The sequence below is a fragment of the Streptomyces sp. NBC_00236 genome, from assembly GCF_036195045.1.
Taxonomy (GTDB): Bacteria; Actinomycetota; Actinomycetes; order Streptomycetales; family Streptomycetaceae; genus Streptomyces.
In genome coordinates, this window is sequence record NZ_CP108100.1 from 7318701 (window position 1) to 7338028 (window position 19328).

At 71.3% G+C, this 19328-nt stretch carries 14 protein-coding genes and 1 tRNA gene; 13 read left to right on the forward strand and 2 right to left on the reverse strand.

Annotation, left to right across the window (positions count from 1 at the left end; translation table 11 throughout):
• Window positions 1–62: 62 nt before the first annotated feature.
• From OG446_RS32630 to OG446_RS32685, 12 genes are all read left to right on the forward strand, one after another.
• Window positions 63–1103, forward strand: coding sequence for a substrate-binding domain-containing protein (locus tag OG446_RS32630; protein WP_328897390.1), 1041 nt, complete (start codon window positions 63–65; stop codon window positions 1101–1103).
• Between the two features lie 68 nt (window positions 1104–1171).
• Window positions 1172–2410 carry a Gfo/Idh/MocA family protein gene (locus tag OG446_RS32635; RefSeq protein WP_328897391.1) on the forward strand — a complete coding sequence of 413 codons (1239 nt, stop codon included), beginning with the start codon at window positions 1172–1174 and terminating at the stop codon, window positions 2408–2410.
• Between the two features lie 12 nt (window positions 2411–2422).
• On the forward strand, window positions 2423–3427 hold the full coding sequence (locus OG446_RS32640; protein ID WP_328897392.1) for a sugar phosphate isomerase/epimerase family protein: 1005 nt from the start codon (window positions 2423–2425) through the stop codon (window positions 3425–3427).
• Window positions 3428–3809: 382 nt separating this feature from the next.
• A complete protein-coding gene (locus OG446_RS32645; protein ID WP_328897393.1) occupies window positions 3810–7529 on the forward strand; it encodes a ThuA domain-containing protein in 3720 nt (1239 codons plus the stop codon).
• 153 nt (window positions 7530–7682) lie between these two features.
• Window positions 7683–8801, forward strand: coding sequence for an inositol-3-phosphate synthase (locus OG446_RS32650; RefSeq protein ID WP_328897394.1), 1119 nt, complete (start codon window positions 7683–7685; stop codon window positions 8799–8801).
• Window positions 8798–9682: an SCO3242 family prenyltransferase gene (locus OG446_RS32655; RefSeq protein WP_328897395.1), complete on the forward strand. Its 885-nt coding sequence runs from the start codon at window positions 8798–8800 to the stop codon at window positions 9680–9682. The genes OG446_RS32650 and OG446_RS32655 overlap by 4 nt, the downstream gene beginning before the upstream one ends.
• Complete coding sequence (locus OG446_RS32660) at window positions 9679–10533, forward strand: sugar phosphate isomerase/epimerase family protein (RefSeq protein ID WP_328897396.1); 855 nt, start codon at window positions 9679–9681, stop codon at window positions 10531–10533. The genes OG446_RS32655 and OG446_RS32660 overlap by 4 nt, the downstream gene beginning before the upstream one ends.
• A 21-nt stretch (window positions 10534–10554) precedes the next feature.
• Window positions 10555–11232, forward strand: coding sequence for an EboA domain-containing protein (locus OG446_RS32665; RefSeq protein WP_328897397.1), 678 nt, complete (start codon window positions 10555–10557; stop codon window positions 11230–11232).
• On the forward strand, window positions 11232–12080 hold the full coding sequence (locus OG446_RS32670; RefSeq protein ID WP_328897398.1) for a TatD family hydrolase: 849 nt from the start codon (window positions 11232–11234) through the stop codon (window positions 12078–12080). Before OG446_RS32665 ends, OG446_RS32670 begins: the two co-directional genes overlap by 1 nt.
• Window positions 12081–12084: 4 nt before the next feature.
• Window positions 12085–13260, forward strand: coding sequence for a metabolite traffic protein EboE (gene eboE / locus OG446_RS32675; protein ID WP_328897399.1), 1176 nt, complete (start codon window positions 12085–12087; stop codon window positions 13258–13260).
• Window positions 13257–14654, forward strand: a complete 1398-nt coding sequence (locus tag OG446_RS32680) for a nucleotide pyrophosphatase/phosphodiesterase family protein (RefSeq protein WP_328897400.1) — start codon at window positions 13257–13259, stop codon at window positions 14652–14654. The genes eboE and OG446_RS32680 overlap by 4 nt, the downstream gene beginning before the upstream one ends.
• A gap of 49 nt (window positions 14655–14703) precedes the next feature.
• The gene (locus OG446_RS32685; RefSeq protein WP_328897401.1) at window positions 14704–15867 is read left to right on the forward strand and encodes a sugar phosphate isomerase/epimerase family protein; all 1164 of its coding nucleotides are present in this window, start codon (window positions 14704–14706) and stop codon (window positions 15865–15867) included.
• Between the two features lie 60 nt (window positions 15868–15927).
• On the opposite strand, the gene OG446_RS32690 is transcribed toward OG446_RS32685, so the two are convergent.
• On the reverse strand, window positions 15928–17232 hold the full coding sequence (locus OG446_RS32690) for a DUF2254 domain-containing protein (RefSeq protein WP_328897402.1): 1305 nt from the start codon (window positions 17230–17232) through the stop codon (window positions 15928–15930).
• Window positions 17233–17478: 246 nt separating this feature from the next.
• Between OG446_RS32690 and OG446_RS32695 the strand changes: the two genes are divergently transcribed.
• A tRNA-Leu gene (locus tag OG446_RS32695) sits at window positions 17479–17566 on the forward strand.
• A 112-nt stretch (window positions 17567–17678) separates the two neighbouring features.
• Here OG446_RS32695 and OG446_RS32700 read toward each other — a convergent pair.
• Window positions 17679–19250, reverse strand: a complete 1572-nt coding sequence (locus OG446_RS32700; RefSeq protein ID WP_328897403.1) for a hypothetical protein — start codon at window positions 19248–19250, stop codon at window positions 17679–17681.
• Window positions 19251–19328 lie beyond the last annotated feature (78 nt).

Here is a 19328-nt window from a genome sequence, read left to right on the forward strand (position 1 = left end):
CCGCCCGATCCCCGCCTGTTACGCATTCCCACGCCGCACACCGGATGAAGGGTTTGACAGCCATGCCAGAAACCAGCCGCAGAGGACTGCTCTTCGGTACCGCAGCCATCTCCGCAGGCGCCTTGCTCACCGCCTGCACCAGCAACGACCCCAAGGAGAAGGACACCGCCGCGCAGAGCAACGCGCCCGCCGCGGACGACAAGCCGGGCAAGCCCGTCACCATCGGCTTCGCGGGACCGCAGGCCGACCACGGCTGGCTCAACGCCATCAACGAGAACGCCAGGTCGCGGGCGAAGAAGTACTCCGAGGTGACCCTGGAGACCACCGAGGGCTCCAATGACACCGCCGCCCAGATCGGCCAGGTCAAGACCCTCATCAACAAGAAGGTCGACGTCCTCGTCATCCTCCCGGCCGACGGCAAGGCACTCACCCAGGTCGGCCTTGAGGCCATGCGGGCGGGCATCCCCGTCATCAACCTGGACCGCATCTTCGCCTCGCCCCAGGCCTACCGCTGCTGGGTCGGCGGGGACAACTACGGCATGGGGCTCAACGCCGGTACGTACATCGGCGAACAGCTCAAGGACAAGCCGAACGCCAAGGTCGTCGAGCTCGCGGGCATCGACAACCTGGAGCTGACCAAGCAGCGCAGCAAGGGCTTCGCCGACGCGCTGAAGAACTACTCCAACATCGAACTGGTGGCCCGTCAGGCGGCCGACTTCACCGTCGAGTCCGGCCAGGCGAAGATGTCCCAGCTCCTCCAGGCCCAGAAGCAGTTCGACGCCCTGTGGAACCACGACGACGACCAGGGCGTCGGTGCGCTCCGCGCCATCCAGCAGGCCGGCCGCGACGAGTTCCTGATGGTGGGCGGCGCCGGGGCCAAGTCCGCCATGGACGCCATCAAGGCGGACAACAGCGTGCTGAAGGCCACCGTTCTCTACCCGCCGACCATGGCGGCGTCCGCGATCGACCTCGCGCGGGCGCTCGGCCAGGCCAAGGGGGTGGCCGGGCTCGCCGAGCTGGAGATCCCGACCAATCTCACCCTGTACTCGGCCGTGGTCACCAAGGAGAACATCGACCAGTACCTTCCGACGGGCTTCAGCTGAGCCGTCTCGCGGGAGGGTACTGACCCTCCCGCCGCACCCACCGAACCACCGACGAGGAGGAAGCCCGGATGGCCCGTAGGGAAGAGACGGAGCAGGAGGCGGCCGTGCCGCCGACGTACCGGCCGATGGCGAGCGCACCGACGCTCGGGGTCGGCATGGTCGGATACGCGTTCATGGGCGCCGCCCACTCGCAGGGATGGCGCACCGCGGGCCATGTCTTCGAGCTGCCGATGAGGCCGGTGCTCGCCGCGATCTGCGGCCGCGACCGGACGGCGGTGGAGGCCGCCGCCGACCGGCACGGCTGGGCGGCGGCGGAGACCGACTGGCGGGCACTGATCGCCCGGGACGACGTCCAGCTCGTCGACATCTGCACCCCCGGCGACAGCCATGCGGAGATCGCCATCGCGGCCCTGGAGGCGGGCAAGCACGTGCTGTGCGAGAAACCCCTCGCCAACACGGTCGCGGAGGCGGAGGCCATGACCGAGGCGGCGGCGCGCGCCGCCGCCCGCGGCCAGGTCGCGATGGTCGGCTTCAACTACCGCAAGGTGCCCGCGATCACCTATGCCCGCAAGCTCATCGCGGAGGGCAGGCTCGGCACCCTGCGGCACGTCCGGGCCACCTACCTCCAGGACTGGCTCGTCGACCCCGCGTCCCCGCTCACCTGGCGGCTGAAGAAGGAGCACGCGGGCTCCGGCGCGCTCGGCGACCTCGGCGCGCACATCGTGGACCTCGCCCAGTACCTGGCGGGGGAACTGCTGGTCGGTGTCTCCGCGGTGAGCGAGACCTTCGTCCGTGAACGCCCGCTCCTCGCCGGCCCCTCGGGGGGCCTGGGCGGCGTCGCGGCCGCGGGGGAGTACGGCACGGTGACGGTGGACGACGCGGCGCTGTTCACCGGCCGGCTCGCCTCGGGCGCGCTGGCCTCGTTCGAGGCGACCCGGATGGCGGCGGGGCGCAAGAACGCGCTGCGCCTGGAGATCAACGGCGAGCTCGGTTCGCTCGCCTTCGACCTGGAACGCCTCAACGAACTGTCCTTCCACGACCACACCGAGCCCGCCACCACGGCCGGTTTCCGGCGCATTCTGGTCACCGAGCCCGAGCATCCGTACCTGGAGGCCTGGTGGCCGCCGGGGCACGCGCTCGGCTACGAGCACACGTTCATCCACCAGGCCCGTGACGCGGTGCGGACGATCGCCGAAGGCGCCGACCCCGTACCGTCGTTCGCCGACGGGCTCCAGGTGCAGCGGGTGCTGGCGGCGGTGGAGGAGAGCGCCGCGAAGAACTCCGTACTCACCCCCGTACAGCTCTAGGAGGTCCTGCGCATGCCCCGTCCCTTCACCCTGTTCACCGGTCAGTGGGCCGATCTGCCCCTGGAGGAGGTCTGCCGGTACGCCCGTGACTTCGGCTACGACGGACTCGAACTCGCCTGCTGGGGAGACCACTTCGAGGTCGACAAGGCTCTGGCCGACCCCGGCTATCTGGAGAGCCGGCACCAACTGCTCGACAAGTACGGGCTGAAGTGCTGGGCGGTCTCCAACCACCTGGTCGGCCAGGCCGTCTGCGACAGTCCGATCGACGAGCGACACCAGGGCATCCTGCCCGCCAGGATCTGGGGGGACGGGGAGCCCGAGGGGGTGCGCCGCCGGGCCGCCGAGGAGATCAAGAACACCGCACGGGCCGCCGCGGCCTTCGGTGTGGACACGGTCATCGGCTTCACGGGCTCGTCGATCTGGCATCTGGTCGCGATGTTCCCGCCGGTCCCGCCGCACATGATCGAGCGCGGGTACGCGGACTTCGCGGAGCGCTGGAACCCGATCCTCGACGTCTTCGACGCGGAGGGTGTGCGGTTCGCCCATGAGGTGCACCCGAGCGAGATCGCGTACGACTACTGGACGACGCACCGCGCTCTGGAGGCGGTGGACCACCGTCCGGCCTTCGGGCTGAACTTCGACCCGAGCCACTTCGTCTGGCAGGACCTGGACCCGGTGGGCTTCCTGTACGACTTCCGGGACCGGATCTACCACGTGGACTGCAAGGAGGCGCGCAAGCGCCTGGACGGCCGCAACGGCCGGCTCGGCTCCCACCTCCCGTGGGGCGATCCGCGCCGCGGCTGGGACTTCGTCTCGGCCGGGCACGGGGACGTGCCGTGGGAGGACGTGTTCCGGATGCTGCGGTCCATCGGCTACGAGGGGCCGGTCTCGGTGGAGTGGGAGGACGCCGGCATGGACCGCCTCGCGGGCGCGCCGGAGGCGTTGACCTCGCTGAAACGCTTCGACTTCGACCCGCCCAGCGCTTCGTTCGACGCGGCGTTCGGCGGCAAGGACTGAGCCCCCGGGGGCGCGGGCCCTCCCGGGGCTCCGCCCCCGCACCCCCGCACCCCCGCACCCCCGCACCCCCGCACCCCCGCACCCCCGCACCCCCGCACCCCCGCACCCCCGCACCCCCGTTCCTCGATCGCCGGAGCGGCTCGGACGTGCCCGGCGGCACCCGTACACGCCGCCGGGCCGCTCCCCCCTGCCCACGCCGCTCTTTGTCCTGGGCAAGGAAAAAGTTCAACAACACCGCTGCACAAGGGCTTTCCGTCCAGGACGAACAGGTCTACCGTCCAAGACGTGTACATGACATTGACCGGCTGACCTGCGCGGCAGTCCCCGCGCTAACGGCACGGCAGTACCCGCCCGTACCACCGGCACTCTCCGGAGGACACTCGTGCACAGAACCCGCAGCAAGGCCAGAACAAGGCTCCGCCTCCGCAAATCCCTCGCCCTGTTCACCGGTGGCCTCCTCGCCGCCGCCACTCTCAGCATCAGCGCCACAGCGGGCACAGCCGCCGCCCACGACGACCATCCCGCCCAGGCCGCCGAGGCCGAGGACTTCCAGCAGGTCACCCTCGCCAAGGGCGCAGCCGAGACCGGCGAGCCCATGTCGCTGGCCGTGCTCCCCGACCGCAGCGTCCTCCACACCTCGCGCAGCGGCGAGCTGCGCATCACCGACAGCGCCGGCAACACCCGGATCTCCGGTGTCATCCCCGTCTACTCGCACGACGAGGAAGGCCTCCAGGGCATCGGGGTCGACCCGCACTTCAGCGAGAACCGGGCGATCTACCTCTACTACGCGCCCCCGCTGGACACACCCGCCGGGGATGCCCCCGAGACCGGTTCCGCCGCCGACTTCGCCCCGTTCGACGGAGTCAACCGGCTCTCCCGCTTCGTCCTCAACGAGGACGGCACGCTCGACCTCGGCAGTGAGAAGAAGGTCCTCGACGTCAAGACGTCACGCGGCATGTGCTGCCACGTCGGCGGCGACATCGACTTCGACGCGGACGGCAACCTGTACCTGTCGACCGGCGACGACACCAACCCCTTCGCCTCCGACGGCTTCAGCCCCATCGACGAGCGCCCGGACCGCAACCCGGCCTTCGACGCCCGCCGCTCCGCGGGCAGCACCAACGACCTTCGCGGCAAGATCCTCCGCATCAAGGTCGCCGACGACGGCTCGTACACCGTCCCGGACGGCAACCTCTTCGCGCCGGGGACGGACAAGACCCGCCCCGAGATCTACGCGATGGGCTTCCGCAACCCGTTCCGCTTCTCCGTCGACAAGGCGACCGGCATCGTCTACGTCGGTGACTACGGGCCGGACGCCGGCGCGGCCGATCCCAAGCGCGGACCGGCCGGGCAGGTCGAGTTCGCCCGGGTGACCAAGGCCGGCAACTTCGGCTGGCCGTACTGCACCGGCGACAACGACCCCTACCTGGACTACGACTTCGCCACCAAGACCTCCGGCGCGGCCTTCGACTGCGCGGCCCCGAAGAACACCTCGCCGCACAACACCGGCCTCGTCGACCTGCCCCCGGCCCAGGCCGCCTGGATCCCGTACGACGGCGCGTCCGTCCCGGAGTTCGGCACCGGCTCGGAGTCCCCGATGGGCGGACCCGTCTACCACTACGACGCGGACCTCGACTCGCCCGTGAAGTTCCCCGAGGCGTACGACGGAGACTTCTTCGCCGGCGAGTTCGGCCGCCAGTGGATCAAGCGGATCGAGCAGGACGCCGACGGCAAGGTCCAGTCCATCAACGACATCCCGTGGTCCGGCACCCAGATCATGGACATGGCCTTCGGACCCGACGGGGCGCTGTACGTCCTGGACTACGGCCTCTCCTGGTTCGGCGGCGACGAGAACTCCGCGCTCTACCGCATCGAGAACGCCACGGGGGGACGCTCTCCGATCGCGGAGGCCGCGGCCAGCAAGACCTCGGGCGTCGCACCGCTGAAGGTGCAGTTCTCCTCCGCCGGCACCACCGACGGTGACGGCGACGCACTCACGTACGCCTGGGACTTCGGCGACGGAGGAACCTCCACGGCCGTCAACCCCGCGTACACGTACAGGAAGAACGGCACCTACACCGCCACCGTCACCGCGAAGGACCCCACGGGGCGCACCGGAGCGGCCAGCGTCCATGTGACCGTCGGCAACACGGCACCCAAGGTGAACCTGGAGCTCCCCGGTGACGGGCAGCTGTTCGCCTTCGGCGACGAGGTCCCGTTCAAGGTGACCGTCACCGATCCCGAGGACGGCACGATCGACTGCTCCAAGGTCGAGGTCCGCTTCGTCCTCGGCCACGACAGCCACGGCCACCCGATCACCACGGCACACGGCTGCACCGGCACCATCACGACGAAGATGGACGGCGGGCACGACCCCAACGCGGACATCTTCGGAGTCATCGACGCCTCCTACACCGACGGCGGGGGCGGCGGCCAGGCCGCACTGACCGGCCACGACCAGGCACAGCTCCAGCCGCGCCACCGCCAGGCGGAGCACTTCAGCAACTCGTCCGGCATCAACACCTTCGACAAGGCGAACGCCGAGGGCGGCAAGACCGTCGGCGACATCCACAACGACGACTGGATCTCCTTCAAGCCGTACATCCTCGGGGACTCCACCAAGCTCACCGCCCGGATCTCCTCCGGCGGCGTGGGCGGCTTCCTCGAAGTCCGCTCCGGCTCGGCGACCGGGACGATCCTCGGCTCCGCACCCGTGCCGGTCACCGGTGGCTGGGAGACCTTCCAGGACATAGACGTCCCCCTGCGCGGCGTCCCGAAGAAGGCCACCGAGCTCTTCCTGGTGTTCAAGGGCGGCGAAGGCGCGCTCTACGACATCGACAACTTCGAGCTCTCCAACACCCCGCCCGACAAGACGGCCAAGCGCGTCCTGGTCTTCTCCAAGACCGCCGGCTTCCGCCACGACGCGATCCCCGAGGGCATCGCCGCACTGAAGGAACTCGGCAAGAGCAGCAACATCACGGTCGACGCCACCGAGGAGGCCGGGCAGTTCACCACGTCGAACCTCGCCCGCTACGACGCCGTCGTCTTCATGTCGACCACCGGTGACGTCCTCAACGCCGACCAGCAGAAGGCCTTCGAGAACTACATCGCCACCGGTGGCGGCTACATGGGCGTCCACGCCGCCGCCGACACCGAGTACGACTGGTCCTTCTACGGCGGACTCGTCGGCGCGTACTTCGCCGGCCACCCCGCCATCCAGCCCGTCACGGTCCGCGTCGAGGACCACAAGCACCCCGCCACCGCCCACCTGGGCGACGCCTGGGAGCGGACCGACGAGCTGTACAACTACCGCACCAACCCGCGCGACAAGGTGAAGGTCCTCGCCACACTCGACGAGACCACCTACACCGGCGGCACCATGAAGGGTGACCACCCGATCACCTGGTGCCAGGCCTACGAGGGCGGCCGTTCCTTCTACACCGGACTCGGCCACACCAAGGAGTCGTACGCCGACGCGGACTTCCGGCAGCTCCTCCTCGGCGGCGTGCGCTACGCCGCGGGCCAGGTCAAGGGCGACTGCAAGCCCGACACCGGCTACCGGTCCCTGTTCAACGGCAAGACGCTCGAAGGCTGGAAGCAGGCAGGGCCCGGAAAGTTCAACGTCGTCGACGGCGAACTGCGCTCCGAAGGCGGCATGGGCCTGCTGACCTACCAGGCCAAGGAGCTGAAGTCGTACTCCCTGAAGCTCGACTGGAAGCTGACGGGCGACTCCAACTCCGGCGTCTTCGTCGGCTTCCCGGAGTCCGACGACCCCTGGTCCGCGGTGAACAACGGCTACGAGGTCCAGATCGACGCCTCCGACGCCGTCGACCGCACCACCGGCTCCATCTACACCTTCAAGGCGGCCAACATCAAGGCACGCGACCAGGTGCTGAGGCCGCCCGGCCAGTGGAACAGCTACGAGATCAAGGTCCAGGGTGAACGGCTCCAGATCTTCCTCAACGGAGTGAAGATCAACGACTTCACCAACACCGACCCGGTCCGCAGCCTCAAGGACGGCTACATCGGCCTCCAGAACCACGGGGCGGACGACCAGGCGTCCTTCCGCAACATCCAGCTGAAGGAACTGCCCTCGGCGTAGGGCACCCACCCAGCCGGCGGCGGGCGGGGCACACACACCCCGCCCGCCGCCCGCGGCCCCTCACGTACAGCACACCCCGCCCGCCGCCCGCGGCCCTCACGTACAGCGCCACCAGCTCTGCCCAGCCAGGACCCCCAGCCAGGGAGGCAGCCCGTGTCAGCACACGCCGTTCGTACCGGAGTCTGGTTCATCGGAGCACGCGGCTCCGTCGCCACCACCGCCACGGCGGGGTGCGCAGCGGTCGCGGCGGGACTCCACCCGGCCGCCGGCATGGTCACGGAGACCGCCCCGTTCGCCGACAGCGGCCTGCCACCCGTGGCCTCCCTCGTTTTCGGCGGCCACGACACCCTGGACTGCCCCCTCCCCAAACGGGCCGAGGCGCTCGCCGCCGGGGGAGTGCTCCCGCACGGTCTCCCTTCGGCCGTGCGGTCCGAACTCGCCTCCGCCGACGCGGAGATACGCACCGGCGGCCCCCTCCCCGGCGACACCCGTACCGACGAGGAGCTCATCGCGGCGTTCGCCGCCGACCTCATGGACTTCGGCAGCCGCAACCGCCTGGCCAGGACCGTCGTCGTCAACGTCTCCTCGACCGAACCGGCACCCGCCCCCGACGCCACACGGCTGCCCGCCAGCTCGCTCTACGCGGCCGCCGCGCTCCGGGCCGGCTGCCCGTACGTGAACTTCACCCCCTCCACCGGGCTGCACGCACCCGCCCTCCAGGACGCCGTGGCGGCCTCCGGACTTCCTCACGCGGGCCGCGACGGCAAGACGGGCCAGACACTGCTGCGCTCCGTTCTCGCCCCGATGTTCGTCCAGCGCGCCCTGCCCGTACGCGCCTGGTCCGGCACCAACCTGCTGGGCGGCGGGGACGGCGCGGCGCTCGCCGACCCGGCCGCCGCCGCCGCGAAGAACGCCGGCAAGGAACGCGTCCTCGCCGACACCCTCGGCGCCGCCCCCGAGGGCGAGGTCCACATCGACGACGTCCCGGCGCTCGGCGACTGGAAGACAGCCTGGGACCACATCGCGTTCGACGGGTTCCTCGGAGCCCGCATGGTGCTCCAGACCACCTGGCAGGGCTGCGACTCCGCCCTCGCCGCGCCCCTGGTGCTCGACCTGGCCCGGCTGCTGGCCCGGTCCCACGAGATGGGCCTGACCGGCCCGCGGCCCGAACTCGGCTTCTACTTCAAGGACCCGGACGGCGGTCCCGCCGCGCTCTCCGAGCAGTACCTGGCGCTGCTCGCCTTCGCCGAACAGCTGCGCGGCGAGCAGTGACCGTACGCGCCTGGGCGGAACTGCTCAGGATCTCCGCCCTGTTCACCGTGCCGGGCGACGCCCTCGCGGGCGCGGCGGCCGTCGGTCTGCGGCCCAACCGCTCCACCGCCCTCGCCGTCGGCGCCTCGCTCTGCCTGTACGAGGCGGGCATGGCCCTCAACGACTGGGCCGACCGCGACGAGGACGCCATCGACCGCCCGCACCGGCCGATTCCCTCGGGCCGGATCTCGCCCCGCGCCGCCCTCACGGCGGCCGGCGCCCTGACCGGTGCCGGTCTGGTGCTCGCCGCCCGCGCGGGCCGCCCGGCCCTCGCCGCGGCCACCGGCCTCGCGGCCACCGTCTGGGCGTACGACCTGCGCCTCAAGCACACCCCGGCGGGCCCGGCCGCCATGGCGGCGGCGCGTGGCCTGGACCTGCTGCTGGGCGCGGCGGCCACGGGAGCTGCCCCGTCGGCCCGATCGGCCCGCGCCGCGCTGACCGCCGCCGCCCTGCTGAGCACCCACACCTACGCGGTCACCGCCGTCTCGCGCCACGAGACGCAGGGCGGCTCCACCACCGCGCCGCTCGCCGCACTCGCGGCCGTGGCCGGGATCGGCGGCGCCGTGGTGCAGGAGCGGCAGGGCCCCCGGAACGCCCCCGGCCGGCTCCTGCTCACCGGTCTCACCGGTGCCTACCTCCGCACCGCCGCACGCCCCCTCGTGCACGCCGCGCTCAACCCGTCGCCGCCCCTCACCCAGCGCGCCGTCGGCAGCGGCATCCGGGCGATGATCCCGCTCCAGGCCGCGCTCGCCGCCCGCGCCGGAGCAGCGGGTTCCGCGCTCGCCGTGATGGGCCTCGTCCCGCTCGCCCGCGCTCTCTCCCGGAAGGTGAGCCCCACATGACCCTCCGCCTCGGCTACGGAACCAACGGTCTCACCGACCTCCGCCTGGACGACGCCCTCGGGCTCCTCGCCGACCTCGGCTACGACGGCGTCGGCCTGACCCTCGACCACATGCACCTCGACCCGATGGCCCCGGACCTCGCCGCCCGCACCCGCCACGTCGCGGCCCGGCTCCAGGAGCTGGGGCTCGGCGTCACCGTGGAGACCGGGGCCCGCTACGTCCTCGACCCGCGCCGCAAGCACGGCCCCTCGCTCCTGGACCCGGACCCCGACGCCCGCGCGGCCAGGACCGCCATGCTCGTCCGGGCCGTCGACGTCGCCGCCGGCCTCGGTGCCCACGCCGTGCACTGCTTCAGCGGCGTCACGCCCCCGGACACCGCACCCGACACCGCCTGGCAGCGGCTCACCGGCTCCCTCGCCCCGGTCCTCGACGCGGCGGACCGGGCCGGGGTGCCCCTCGCCATCGAGCCGGAGCCCGGACACCTCCTCGCCAACCTCGCCGACTTCCACCACCTCCGGGTCCTGAGCGGCGACCCCGAACCCCTCGGGCTCACCCTCGACATCGGCCACTGCCAGTGCCTGGAGCCCGCGCTGCCCGTCGACTGCGTACGCGACGCCGCCCCCTGGCTGCGCCACGTCCAGATCGAGGACATGCGCCGCGGTGTCCACGAGCACCTGCCCTTCGGCGACGGCGAGATCGACTTCCCGCCCGTCCTCGCCGCACTCGACGCCCTCGGGAGGAGCGGATACGCCGGCCTCACCGTCGTCGAACTGCCCCGCCACTCCCACGCGGGCCCCGAACTCGCCCGCACCTCGCTCGACTTCCTGAACAAGCACCGCCCACCGAACTGAGACCGCCGAAGGGAGCACACCATGACGCAGAACCCGACGGCCCCGCTCCTGTCCCGCAAGGAACTCGACACCTCGCTCGGCGGAGCCGCACGCGCCTGGCTCGACGAAGCCCTCGCCGAAGCCGCCCACGCCGCAGCCCACGCGGACACCGAACCCTCCGACAGCTACGCCGTACCGCCGTGGGAGCTGCGGTACGCCGCCGCCGGCCGGCACTGCGGACTCGAACACGCCGACTCCGTACGCGCCCTGCTGCTCACCGAGGCCCACGCCGGGCTGCCCGCCCTGACCCGCCTCTACGAACAGGGCACCGCCGCCGAACGCCGGGCCGTCCTGCGCACCCTGCCCGCACTGGACCTCGGCCCGACCGCCCTGCCGCTCGTCGAGGACGCCCTGCGCACCAACGACACCACCCTCATCGCCGCGGCCGTCGGCCCCTACGCCGCCGCCCACCTCGACCCGCACAGCTGGCGCCACGCCGTCCTCAAGTGCCTGTTCACCGGCGTCCCGGTCGAGGCCGTCGCCGAGCTGGCCCGAAGATCGCGGGGCGACGCCGAACTTGCCAGGATGCTGGGCGACTTCGCGTCCGAACGCATCGCGGCCGGCCGCCCCGTCCCCGCCGGTCTGCACCACGTACTCGCCCTCACGGCCCCCGGCCCCGCCGCACCCACGGTCCCCACGGCCTCGACGCAGGAGTCCTGATGCGCATCTTCGACCCCCACATCCACATGACCTCCCGCACCACGGACGACTATCAGGCGATGTACGACGCCGGGGTCCGCGCGCTCGTCGAACCCTCCTTCTGGCTGGGCCAGCCCCGTACGTCGCCGGCCAGCTTCTTCGACTACTTCGACGCCCTGCTCGGCTGGGAGCCGTTCCGCGCCGCCCAGTACGGCATCGCCCACCACTGCACGCTCGCCCTCAACCCCAAAGAGGCGAACGACCCCCGCTGCACCCCCGTCCTCGACGCACTGCCCCGTTACCTCGTCAAGGACTCCGTCGTCGCCGTCGGGGAGATCGGCTACGACTCGATGACCCCGGCCGAGGACCACGCACTGGCCGCCCAGCTCCAGCTCGCCGCCGACCACGGGCTGCCCGCGCTCGTCCACACCCCGCACCGCGACAAGCTCGCGGGCCTGCGCCGCACCATCGACGTCGTACGCGAATCCGGCCTCGCCCCCGAACGGGTGCTGCTCGACCACCTCAACGAGACGACCGTGAAGGACGCTCGCGACAGCGGGTGCTGGGCCGGGTTCTCCATCTACCCCGACACCAAGATGGACGAGGACCGCATGGTCGCCGTCCTCCGGCTCCACGGCACCGAGAAGGTCCTCGTCAACTCCGCCGCCGACTGGGGCAGAAGCGATCCGCTGAAGACCCGCCGGGTCGGTGACGCGATGCTCGCCGCGGGCTTCACCGAGGACGACGTCGACCAGGTCCTGTGGCGCAACCCCGTCGCCTTCTACGGCCAGAGCGGCCGCCTCCAGCTCGACACGGCCGCCCCCCAGCCGCTCCACGAGGGCAACTCCATTCTCCGCGGCGGGGAGTGAGGCCATGCGCTTCCGTCACCCCGACGGCTCCGTCGTACACCTCGCCTACTGCACCAACGTGCACCCCGCCGAGACCCTCGACGGCGTCCGCACCCAACTGCGCGACCACTGCGAACCCGTACGCAAACGGCTCGGCCGCGACCGCCTCGGCATCGGCCTCTGGCTCGCCCGGGACGCCGCCCGCACCCTGATCAACGACCCCTCCCAGCTGCGGTCCCTGAGCGCCGAACTCGACCGCCGCGGCCTCGAAGTCGTCACCCTCAACGGCTTCCCGTACGAAGGGTTCGGCGCCGAGGAGGTCAAGTACCGGGTGTACAAGCCCGACTGGACCGACCCCGAGCGCCTGGCCCACACCACCGATCTCGCCCGGCTCCTCGCCACGCTCCTGCCGGACGACGTCACCGAGGGCACCATCTCCACCCTCCCGCTCGCCTGGCGCACCCCGTACACGGGCGACCCCGAAGCGGCCCGCACCGCTCTCGCCGCACTCACCACCCTCGGCGAACGCCTCGACGCACTCGCCGAACTCACGGGCAAGTCCATCCGGATCGGCCTCGAACCCGAACCCGGATGCACGGTCGAGACCACCGCCGACGCCATCGCCCCCCTCACCGCCGTCGGCCACCCCCGCATCGGCGTCTGCATCGACACCTGCCACCTCGCCACCTCCTTCGAGGACCCGGGTACCGCAGTCGATGCGCTCACCGCGGCCGGCATCCCCGCCGTCAAGGCCCAGCTCTCCGCGGCCCTGCACGCCGAACACCCCCACCTCCCCGAAGTGCGCACCGCCCTCGCCGCCTTCGCCGAACCCCGCTTCCTGCACCAGACCCGGATCGCCACCGCAGCCGGACTGCGCGGCACCGACGACCTCGACGAAGCCGTCACCGGCGAGGCCCTGCCCGACAGCGCACCGTGGCGCGCGCACTTCCACGTACCCCTGCACGCACCGCCCGCGCCCCCGCTCACCTCCACCCTTCCCGTCCTGCGCGCCACGCTGAGCCGGCTCGTCGGCGGTGCGCACCCACTCACCCGGCACCTGGAGGTCGAGACGTACACCTGGCAGGCGCTCCCGTCGGAACTTCGCCCCCGCACCCGCGCCCAGCTCGCCGACGGCATCGCCGCCGAACTCACCCTCGCCCGCGACCTCCTGGTCGACCTCGGTCTCAAGGAGCTGCCATGACCACCGCCTGGGCGGCCGGCCAACCCACCCCTCTCCTCGTCCTCGACGTCGTCGGGCTCACCCCGCGCCTCCTCGACCACATGCCCCACCTCAAGGCCCTGGGACAGTCCGGCACCCAGGCCCCGCTCGGCACGGTGCTGCCCGCCGTCACCTGCGCCGCCCAGTCCACCTTCCTCACCGGCACCACCCCCGCCGAACACGGCATCGTCGCCAACGGGTGGTACTTCCGCGAGCTGGGCGACGTCCTCCTGTGGCGCCAGCACAACGGACTCGTCGCCGGCGACAAGCTCTGGGACGCCGCCCGGCGGACCCACCCCGGCTACACCGTCGCCAACATCTGCTGGTGGTACGCCATGGGTGCCGACACGGACTACACCGTCACCCCGCGCCCCGTCTACTACGCCGACGGCCGCAAGGAACCCGACTGCTACACCCGGCCGCCGGCCCTCCACGACGAACTCACCGAAAAACTCGGCACCTTCCCCCTCTTCCACTTCTGGGGACCCGGCGCCGACCTCGTCTCCTCCCAGTGGATCATCGACGCCACCCGCCACATCCTCGACAGCCGCCACCCCGACCTCGCCCTGTGCTACCTCCCGCACCTGGACTACGACCTCCAGCGCTACGGCCCCGACGACCCCCGCGCCTTCCGGGCCGCCGCCGACCTCGACCGGGCCGTGGCCCCGCTCCTGGACGACGCCCGCCGCGAGGGACGCACCGTCGTCGCGCTGTCCGAGTACGGCATCACCCGGGTCGACCGGCCCGTCGACATCAACCGGGCGCTGCGCCGCGCCGGACTCCTGGAAGTCCACACCCAGGACGGCATGGAGTACCTGGACCCGATGGCGTCGCGCGCCTTCGCTGTCGCCGACCACCAGATCGCGCACATCTACGTACGCCGTCCCGAGGACCTCGAAGCGGCCCGCGAAGCCCTGGCCGGCCTTCCCGGCATCGAGCAACTCCTCGACGACGAGGGCAAGAAGGCGCAGGGCCTGGACCACCCGCGCTCCGGCGAGCTGGTCGCCGTGGCCGAACCGGACGCCTGGTTCACGTACTACTACTGGCTCGACGACGACCGCGCCCCCGACTTCGCGCAGCTCGTCGAGATCCACCGCAAACCCGGCTACGACCCCGTCGAGCTCTTCATGGACCCCCAGGACCCCTATGTCCGGGTCAAGGCGGTCACGGCCGTCGCCCGCAAGAAGCTCGGCATGCGCTACCGCATGGCGGTCGTACCGCTCGACCCGTCACCCATCCGGGGCAGCCACGGCCGCCTCCCCCCGAGCGACGAAGAAGGGCCGCTCATCCTCTGCTCCACCCCCCACGCGTTCACCGGACCCGTCCGGGCCACCGAAGTGAAGTCCCTGCTCCTCACGCTGGCCGGCCTCGAATGAGACCGGCCCGTTCACAGCGCTGCGAGCATCTTCGAGAAGGAGAGAGACCGTGACCGTGTACAACGACGCATCCGGAACGGACGGCGCCCTGCGCCGCAGCCTCGGCATCGACCGCCGTCGCTTCCTCAGCACCTGCACCGCCGTCGGCGCGGCGGCGATCGCCGCACCCGTCTTCGGCGCATCGCCGGCCTTCGCCCAGCCCGCACCCGGTCCGGGGCACCACCACGGTCACGGTCACGGTCAGGACCTGGTCCCGGCGCACAAGCGCGGAATCATCCTGTACACCGTGCGCGACGCCACGGGCCGGGACCCGCTCAGCACCGCTCTTCCCTCGGGATTCCGCGCGGTCTTCAAGGAGCTGGCCCGTTACGGCTACAAGCAGGTCGAGTTCGCCGGGTACGGCCAGCACGCCAACGCACCGGGCGGAAACAACCTGGAATCGGTGGAAGGCGCGAAGCTGCTGCGTTCCTGGCTCGACGAGTACGGACTGCGGGCCCAGGGCAACCACGGCTTCATCCCGGGGTCCTGGCCCCTGAGCTCCAGCGACCTCGACCAGTTCAAGCGGCACCTGGAAATAGCCAACATCCTCGGCATGGACCACATGGGCACCGGTGGCGACCCCACCGGCAGCGCCTTCCGCGCCGACTGGGACGTGGCCGCCGACAAGTGGAACGCGCTGGGGCAGATCGCCCACCGTGCGGGGATCAAGCTGTACACGCACAACCACGACGCGGCCTACGGCTTCCTGCTCGACGGCGGTCCGCTGGACGCCCAGGGACGGCCCACCCGCAGCTCGGGCATCCGCAAGCTCGAGTACTTCCTCAAGGTCACCGACCCCAAGACCGTATGGCTGGAGATGGACGTCTACTGGGCGCACGTCGCCCAGTACAAGTTCCACACCTACACCGCGCTCGACGGATCGGTTCAGGAGAACATCTTCGACCCCGCGGCCGTGGTCCGCAGCCACAACAAGCGCTACCCGCTGTTCCACGCCAAGGACGGCATCATCAACACGGCCAACGGCCAGGGCTACGACATGGTCCCGTTCGGCACCGGGGTCATCGACTACCGCACCTTCTTCCGACGCGTGGGGCAGGCGCAGTACCGCAACCCGATGGTCGAGCAGGACACCGCACCGAGCTCCACGGACCCCGCGCAGTCCCTGAAGCAGGCGCGGATCAGCTACGAGGGCATGGCGGCACTGCGCAAGTAGAACCGACGGCGGCCCGCCCCCTCCCATGGGGGGGGCGGGCCGCACCCGCACCCCGTCCCCTCAGCCGATCCCCTGCCGGTCGGGCAGCAGGGCGAAGTCCCGCTCGGCGGCATCCGGCACCGTGCGCTCCACCGCCTGTACCAGCAGGGCACGGTGCCGGAGCAGCGGCCCCTGCCTCTCCGGGCCGGCCAGTGCCACCAGGTCGTCGATCCCGGCCAGCAGCCGCCGGGTGACCTGCGGACTGTCCGTCGCGCACCGCCGGATCTCCTCGAACCCGAGATCCACCAGGTCCGCCCACCCCGGTACGTCCTGCACGAGCCGTACCTCCCCCCGGCGGTCCCGGTGGTGGACGACGCCGAGCGGAAGCTTCGCCACGGCCGCGAGGAACTGGACGATCCGGTCGAGACACTGCACAGCGGTGGTCGGATCGTTCACCGCCGACGACAGGGCCCGCAGCGCGATGTCCGACAGCTGCCGCAGCCCGAACGCCAGATCCTGGTGGAGCGTGCGCTCGACCCCGACCCACACCGTGTACCGCAACGCGCGCCGGGCGGGCGCGGCCCCTCCGTGCACCGCCAGCAACGGATTGCCCGGCACGACGAAGTCCCCGAGCCGCGGGATGAGCCGGAGCACCACACCCTGCTTCCGCGCGACCCGGACCAGCCGCGCCACGTTCACATCCCGCAGCACACCGGCCTGTCCCTCGTGCGGGATCTGCCCGCTCTCGGCGGGCAATACCCCTTCCCGAGGCCCGCCGACGGGCATCCGCCGCAGCACATGGAAGGAGTCCCGGGTGATGCGGTCGACGACGGGGCCGACCTGCATCAGGCGCAGCGTGGAGCTCACGTAGGCGATGAAGAGCAGCAGGCTGAGCCCGACGAGCAGGGCGGTCAGGATGCTCTGCAGAAAGGGGACGGACACGACGCGGCGCGGATCGACCGTGCTCTCGTAGGAGCTCAGGACCAGCAGCGAGAACACGAAGGTCGCCAGGAACACGGAGAGCGTGAGCTTGCTGATCCGGCTGCGTACGAAGATCCGTACGACCCGGGGGGTGAGCTGCCCGCTCGCCATCTGCACGGCCACCAGCGAGATGCTGAAGACCACACCGATGAAGGTCATCATCGCCGAGCTGACGGTGACGACGATCGTCTTCGTGTCCTCGGCGATCGAGACCAGGTCCGAGATCTCGTCGTACGCCCGCTGGTCCTGGAGGTAGGCCACGATCTGCTCGTCGACGGCCGAGGCGACGAGCCAGAGCACGACGGCGCAGATCAGCGTCAGGGTCGGAGCGAACCAGAACGTTTCACGCAGATGCTCACGCAAGGGCGACAACGCGCGGGGTGGCCGGTAGCCGCGATCACTCATGCCCGCGAACGTAACCCGGCCCGGCCGCTCGACGGCGGACGCCGTCGCCGACCCTCCGGTCGTACTGTCTGTGCGCGACCGCCGACGCAGGGTGCGCACCGAGGCCCGGGGATCCCGTCTGTCTCCCGCCGGGGCCCCCGCACCGCACTGACCTGGGCGAAGACCACCGGATAAGCAGGTGAGAGCGACCCCGAACCCCTGGTATTGTTTTCTTTGTCGCCGCGGGAAACCGGGGCCGACCACCTGGTCCGGGTGGCGGAATGGCAGACGCGCTAGCTTGAGGTGCTAGTGCCCTTTATCGGGCGTGGGGGTTCAAGTCCCCCCTCGGACACCAGCTGGGACCCCTGTTCGTCAGGGGTCCTTCTGCTTTTCCTGGTCCGGTCCGGGGCGGCTCCGCCCGGGGACGGTTCGGGGCGGGGCGGCTTCACCGGGGCTTGGCCCTGCCCTCAGGCCGAGGACAGCTGTTCTGCGATCTCCTTGATCCAAACGGCGCTCTTCGCCGGATCGTTGAGAGAGTCCGCCCACTCCTCCGGTGTCAGCCGCTGCTGGGCGGGGCCCGCCTTGAGGGCAACGAGAAGGGCCCTGGCCGAGTCGCGCAGGCCGGCCGCCGTGTCGCCGCTCCCGGCGATGTCCGCTCCCGCCGCCAATCCGTAGATCTTCCGCGCCATGGCCTGGCGTTCACCGTTCTCCACCTTCTTCCAGAACTTCAGGGCCTCCTTCAGCGCGTCCTCCCGGGAGGCGGGTTCCTTCTGGTTCTCACCTTCTGCCCAGCGCTCGGGGTGGCGGGCCCCCTCGTACCGCTTCATGCCGGCGCGCCCGGCCTTGTAGGCGGTGACGCCGAGGATGAGGCCCGCGGCACCTGCGGCAAGGCCCCAGCCGACCGGATTGCTCGCCAGTCCGGCTCCTCCCGCGGTGGCGGCGACCGCCGTCACGATGCCGCCCGCGGCCTTGGTGGACTCGCCCACGGCGGTGAACGCCTGCTTGCCCATCTTGTTGCGCTGCTTGCCGAGCGCGTACGTGTGCACGGTGTTCAGCGTGTTCGCGTCCTCGGCCTGCCGGAGCTCCCTGGCGGCGTCCCGGACGGTGCCCATCGCCGCCCAGGCCACTTCGATGGCCTCGGAGACGCGCTCCGCCCGGTCCTCGCCCTCGTGGTCCCAGTGGGCATCCATCGTGACGTATGCCTCGGCCGCGGCCCACTCGGCCGTCTGCCGGGCCTGGTTCAGCCGGGCCAGTGCCCCCTCGTCCGTACGGTCGGGCTTCTCCAGCCCTTTCAACGCACGGTACTTGCGGGCCGTGAGACCGACGCGGCCTGCCGCACGGGCGCCCTTCACCGCGCCGACGACACCGGAGCCGATGCCGCCGGCCTCGGAGACGCCCATGGCATGCGCGGCCTTCTGGGCCTTGGTCAGCTCCTTGGCGATACCGAGGGCGTAGTTTGCCGCCCCGGCGGCCCCGATGACCGCGTCAGCCGTCTTGGTGTTGGCCTTCTTGTCCGCGACGTGGAAGGCCGCCCCGCTCTTGTGCTGGGCGGCGTCCTTCCTGGACTTGGCCGCCTCCATGCCGCTGAGCACGGCCCCTGCGGTCTCCGTGACCAGGTTCTCCGACGCGGCGGCGGCCCCCGAGGAACCCGCGGAGTGCTTGAGCCCGTCGTTCGCCGTCGCGGAGGCCTGCTGGGAGAAGCCCGCGTTGGCGGGGACATGGACGCCCTTGACGAAGGTGTCGATGAACTCGAGATGCCTCTTGGCCTTGTCGAGGGCGGCGGCGATCCGGTCGCGATAACCCTGGGAACCGGCGGACGCGCCGGCGTTCTCCGGTGCCTTGCCCTCCGCCGCGTCTTTCGCGCGCTGCACCGCCGCGGTCGCGGCCCGGTTGCCTATCCCGGCCTGGATCTCGAGGAGCGGGCGCTCCAGCGGGACGCGGGACGCGCTTCCGGCCCGGCTCGGGTTCCCGCTCTGCCGGGTCGGAGCAGGGGCAGCCACGGACTGCCGGGTCGGAGTGCGGTGGACCGGGGTGTTCATGACGTACCTCTCCTGTGCCGGACCGGGCGACTGGACAGTAGCCAGGCAGGGCTAACAGGAGGGGAACGGCGGGAAGAT

Excerpts from the sequence above, each read along its gene's own strand:
- OG446_RS32630 (WP_328897390.1), top strand. The coding sequence starts at position 63 with ATGCCAGAAACCAGCCGCAGAGGACTGCTCTTCGGTACCGCAGCCATC.
- OG446_RS32635 (WP_328897391.1), top strand. The coding sequence starts at position 1,172 with ATGGCCCGTAGGGAAGAGACGGAGCAGGAGGCGGCCGTGCCGCCGACG.
- OG446_RS32640 (WP_328897392.1), top strand. The coding sequence starts at position 2,423 with ATGCCCCGTCCCTTCACCCTGTTCACCGGTCAGTGGGCCGATCTGCCC.
- OG446_RS32660 (WP_328897396.1), top strand. The coding sequence starts at position 9,679 with ATGACCCTCCGCCTCGGCTACGGAACCAACGGTCTCACCGACCTCCGC.
- OG446_RS32665 (WP_328897397.1), top strand. The coding sequence starts at position 10,555 with ATGACGCAGAACCCGACGGCCCCGCTCCTGTCCCGCAAGGAACTCGAC.
- OG446_RS32670 (WP_328897398.1), top strand. The coding sequence starts at position 11,232 with ATGCGCATCTTCGACCCCCACATCCACATGACCTCCCGCACCACGGAC.
- eboE (WP_328897399.1), top strand. The coding sequence starts at position 12,085 with ATGCGCTTCCGTCACCCCGACGGCTCCGTCGTACACCTCGCCTACTGC.
- OG446_RS32680 (WP_328897400.1), top strand. The coding sequence starts at position 13,257 with ATGACCACCGCCTGGGCGGCCGGCCAACCCACCCCTCTCCTCGTCCTC.
- OG446_RS32690 (WP_328897402.1), bottom strand. The coding sequence starts at position 17,232 with ATGAGTGATCGCGGCTACCGGCCACCCCGCGCGTTGTCGCCCTTGCGT.
- OG446_RS32700 (WP_328897403.1), bottom strand. The coding sequence starts at position 19,250 with ATGAACACCCCGGTCCACCGCACTCCGACCCGGCAGTCCGTGGCTGCC.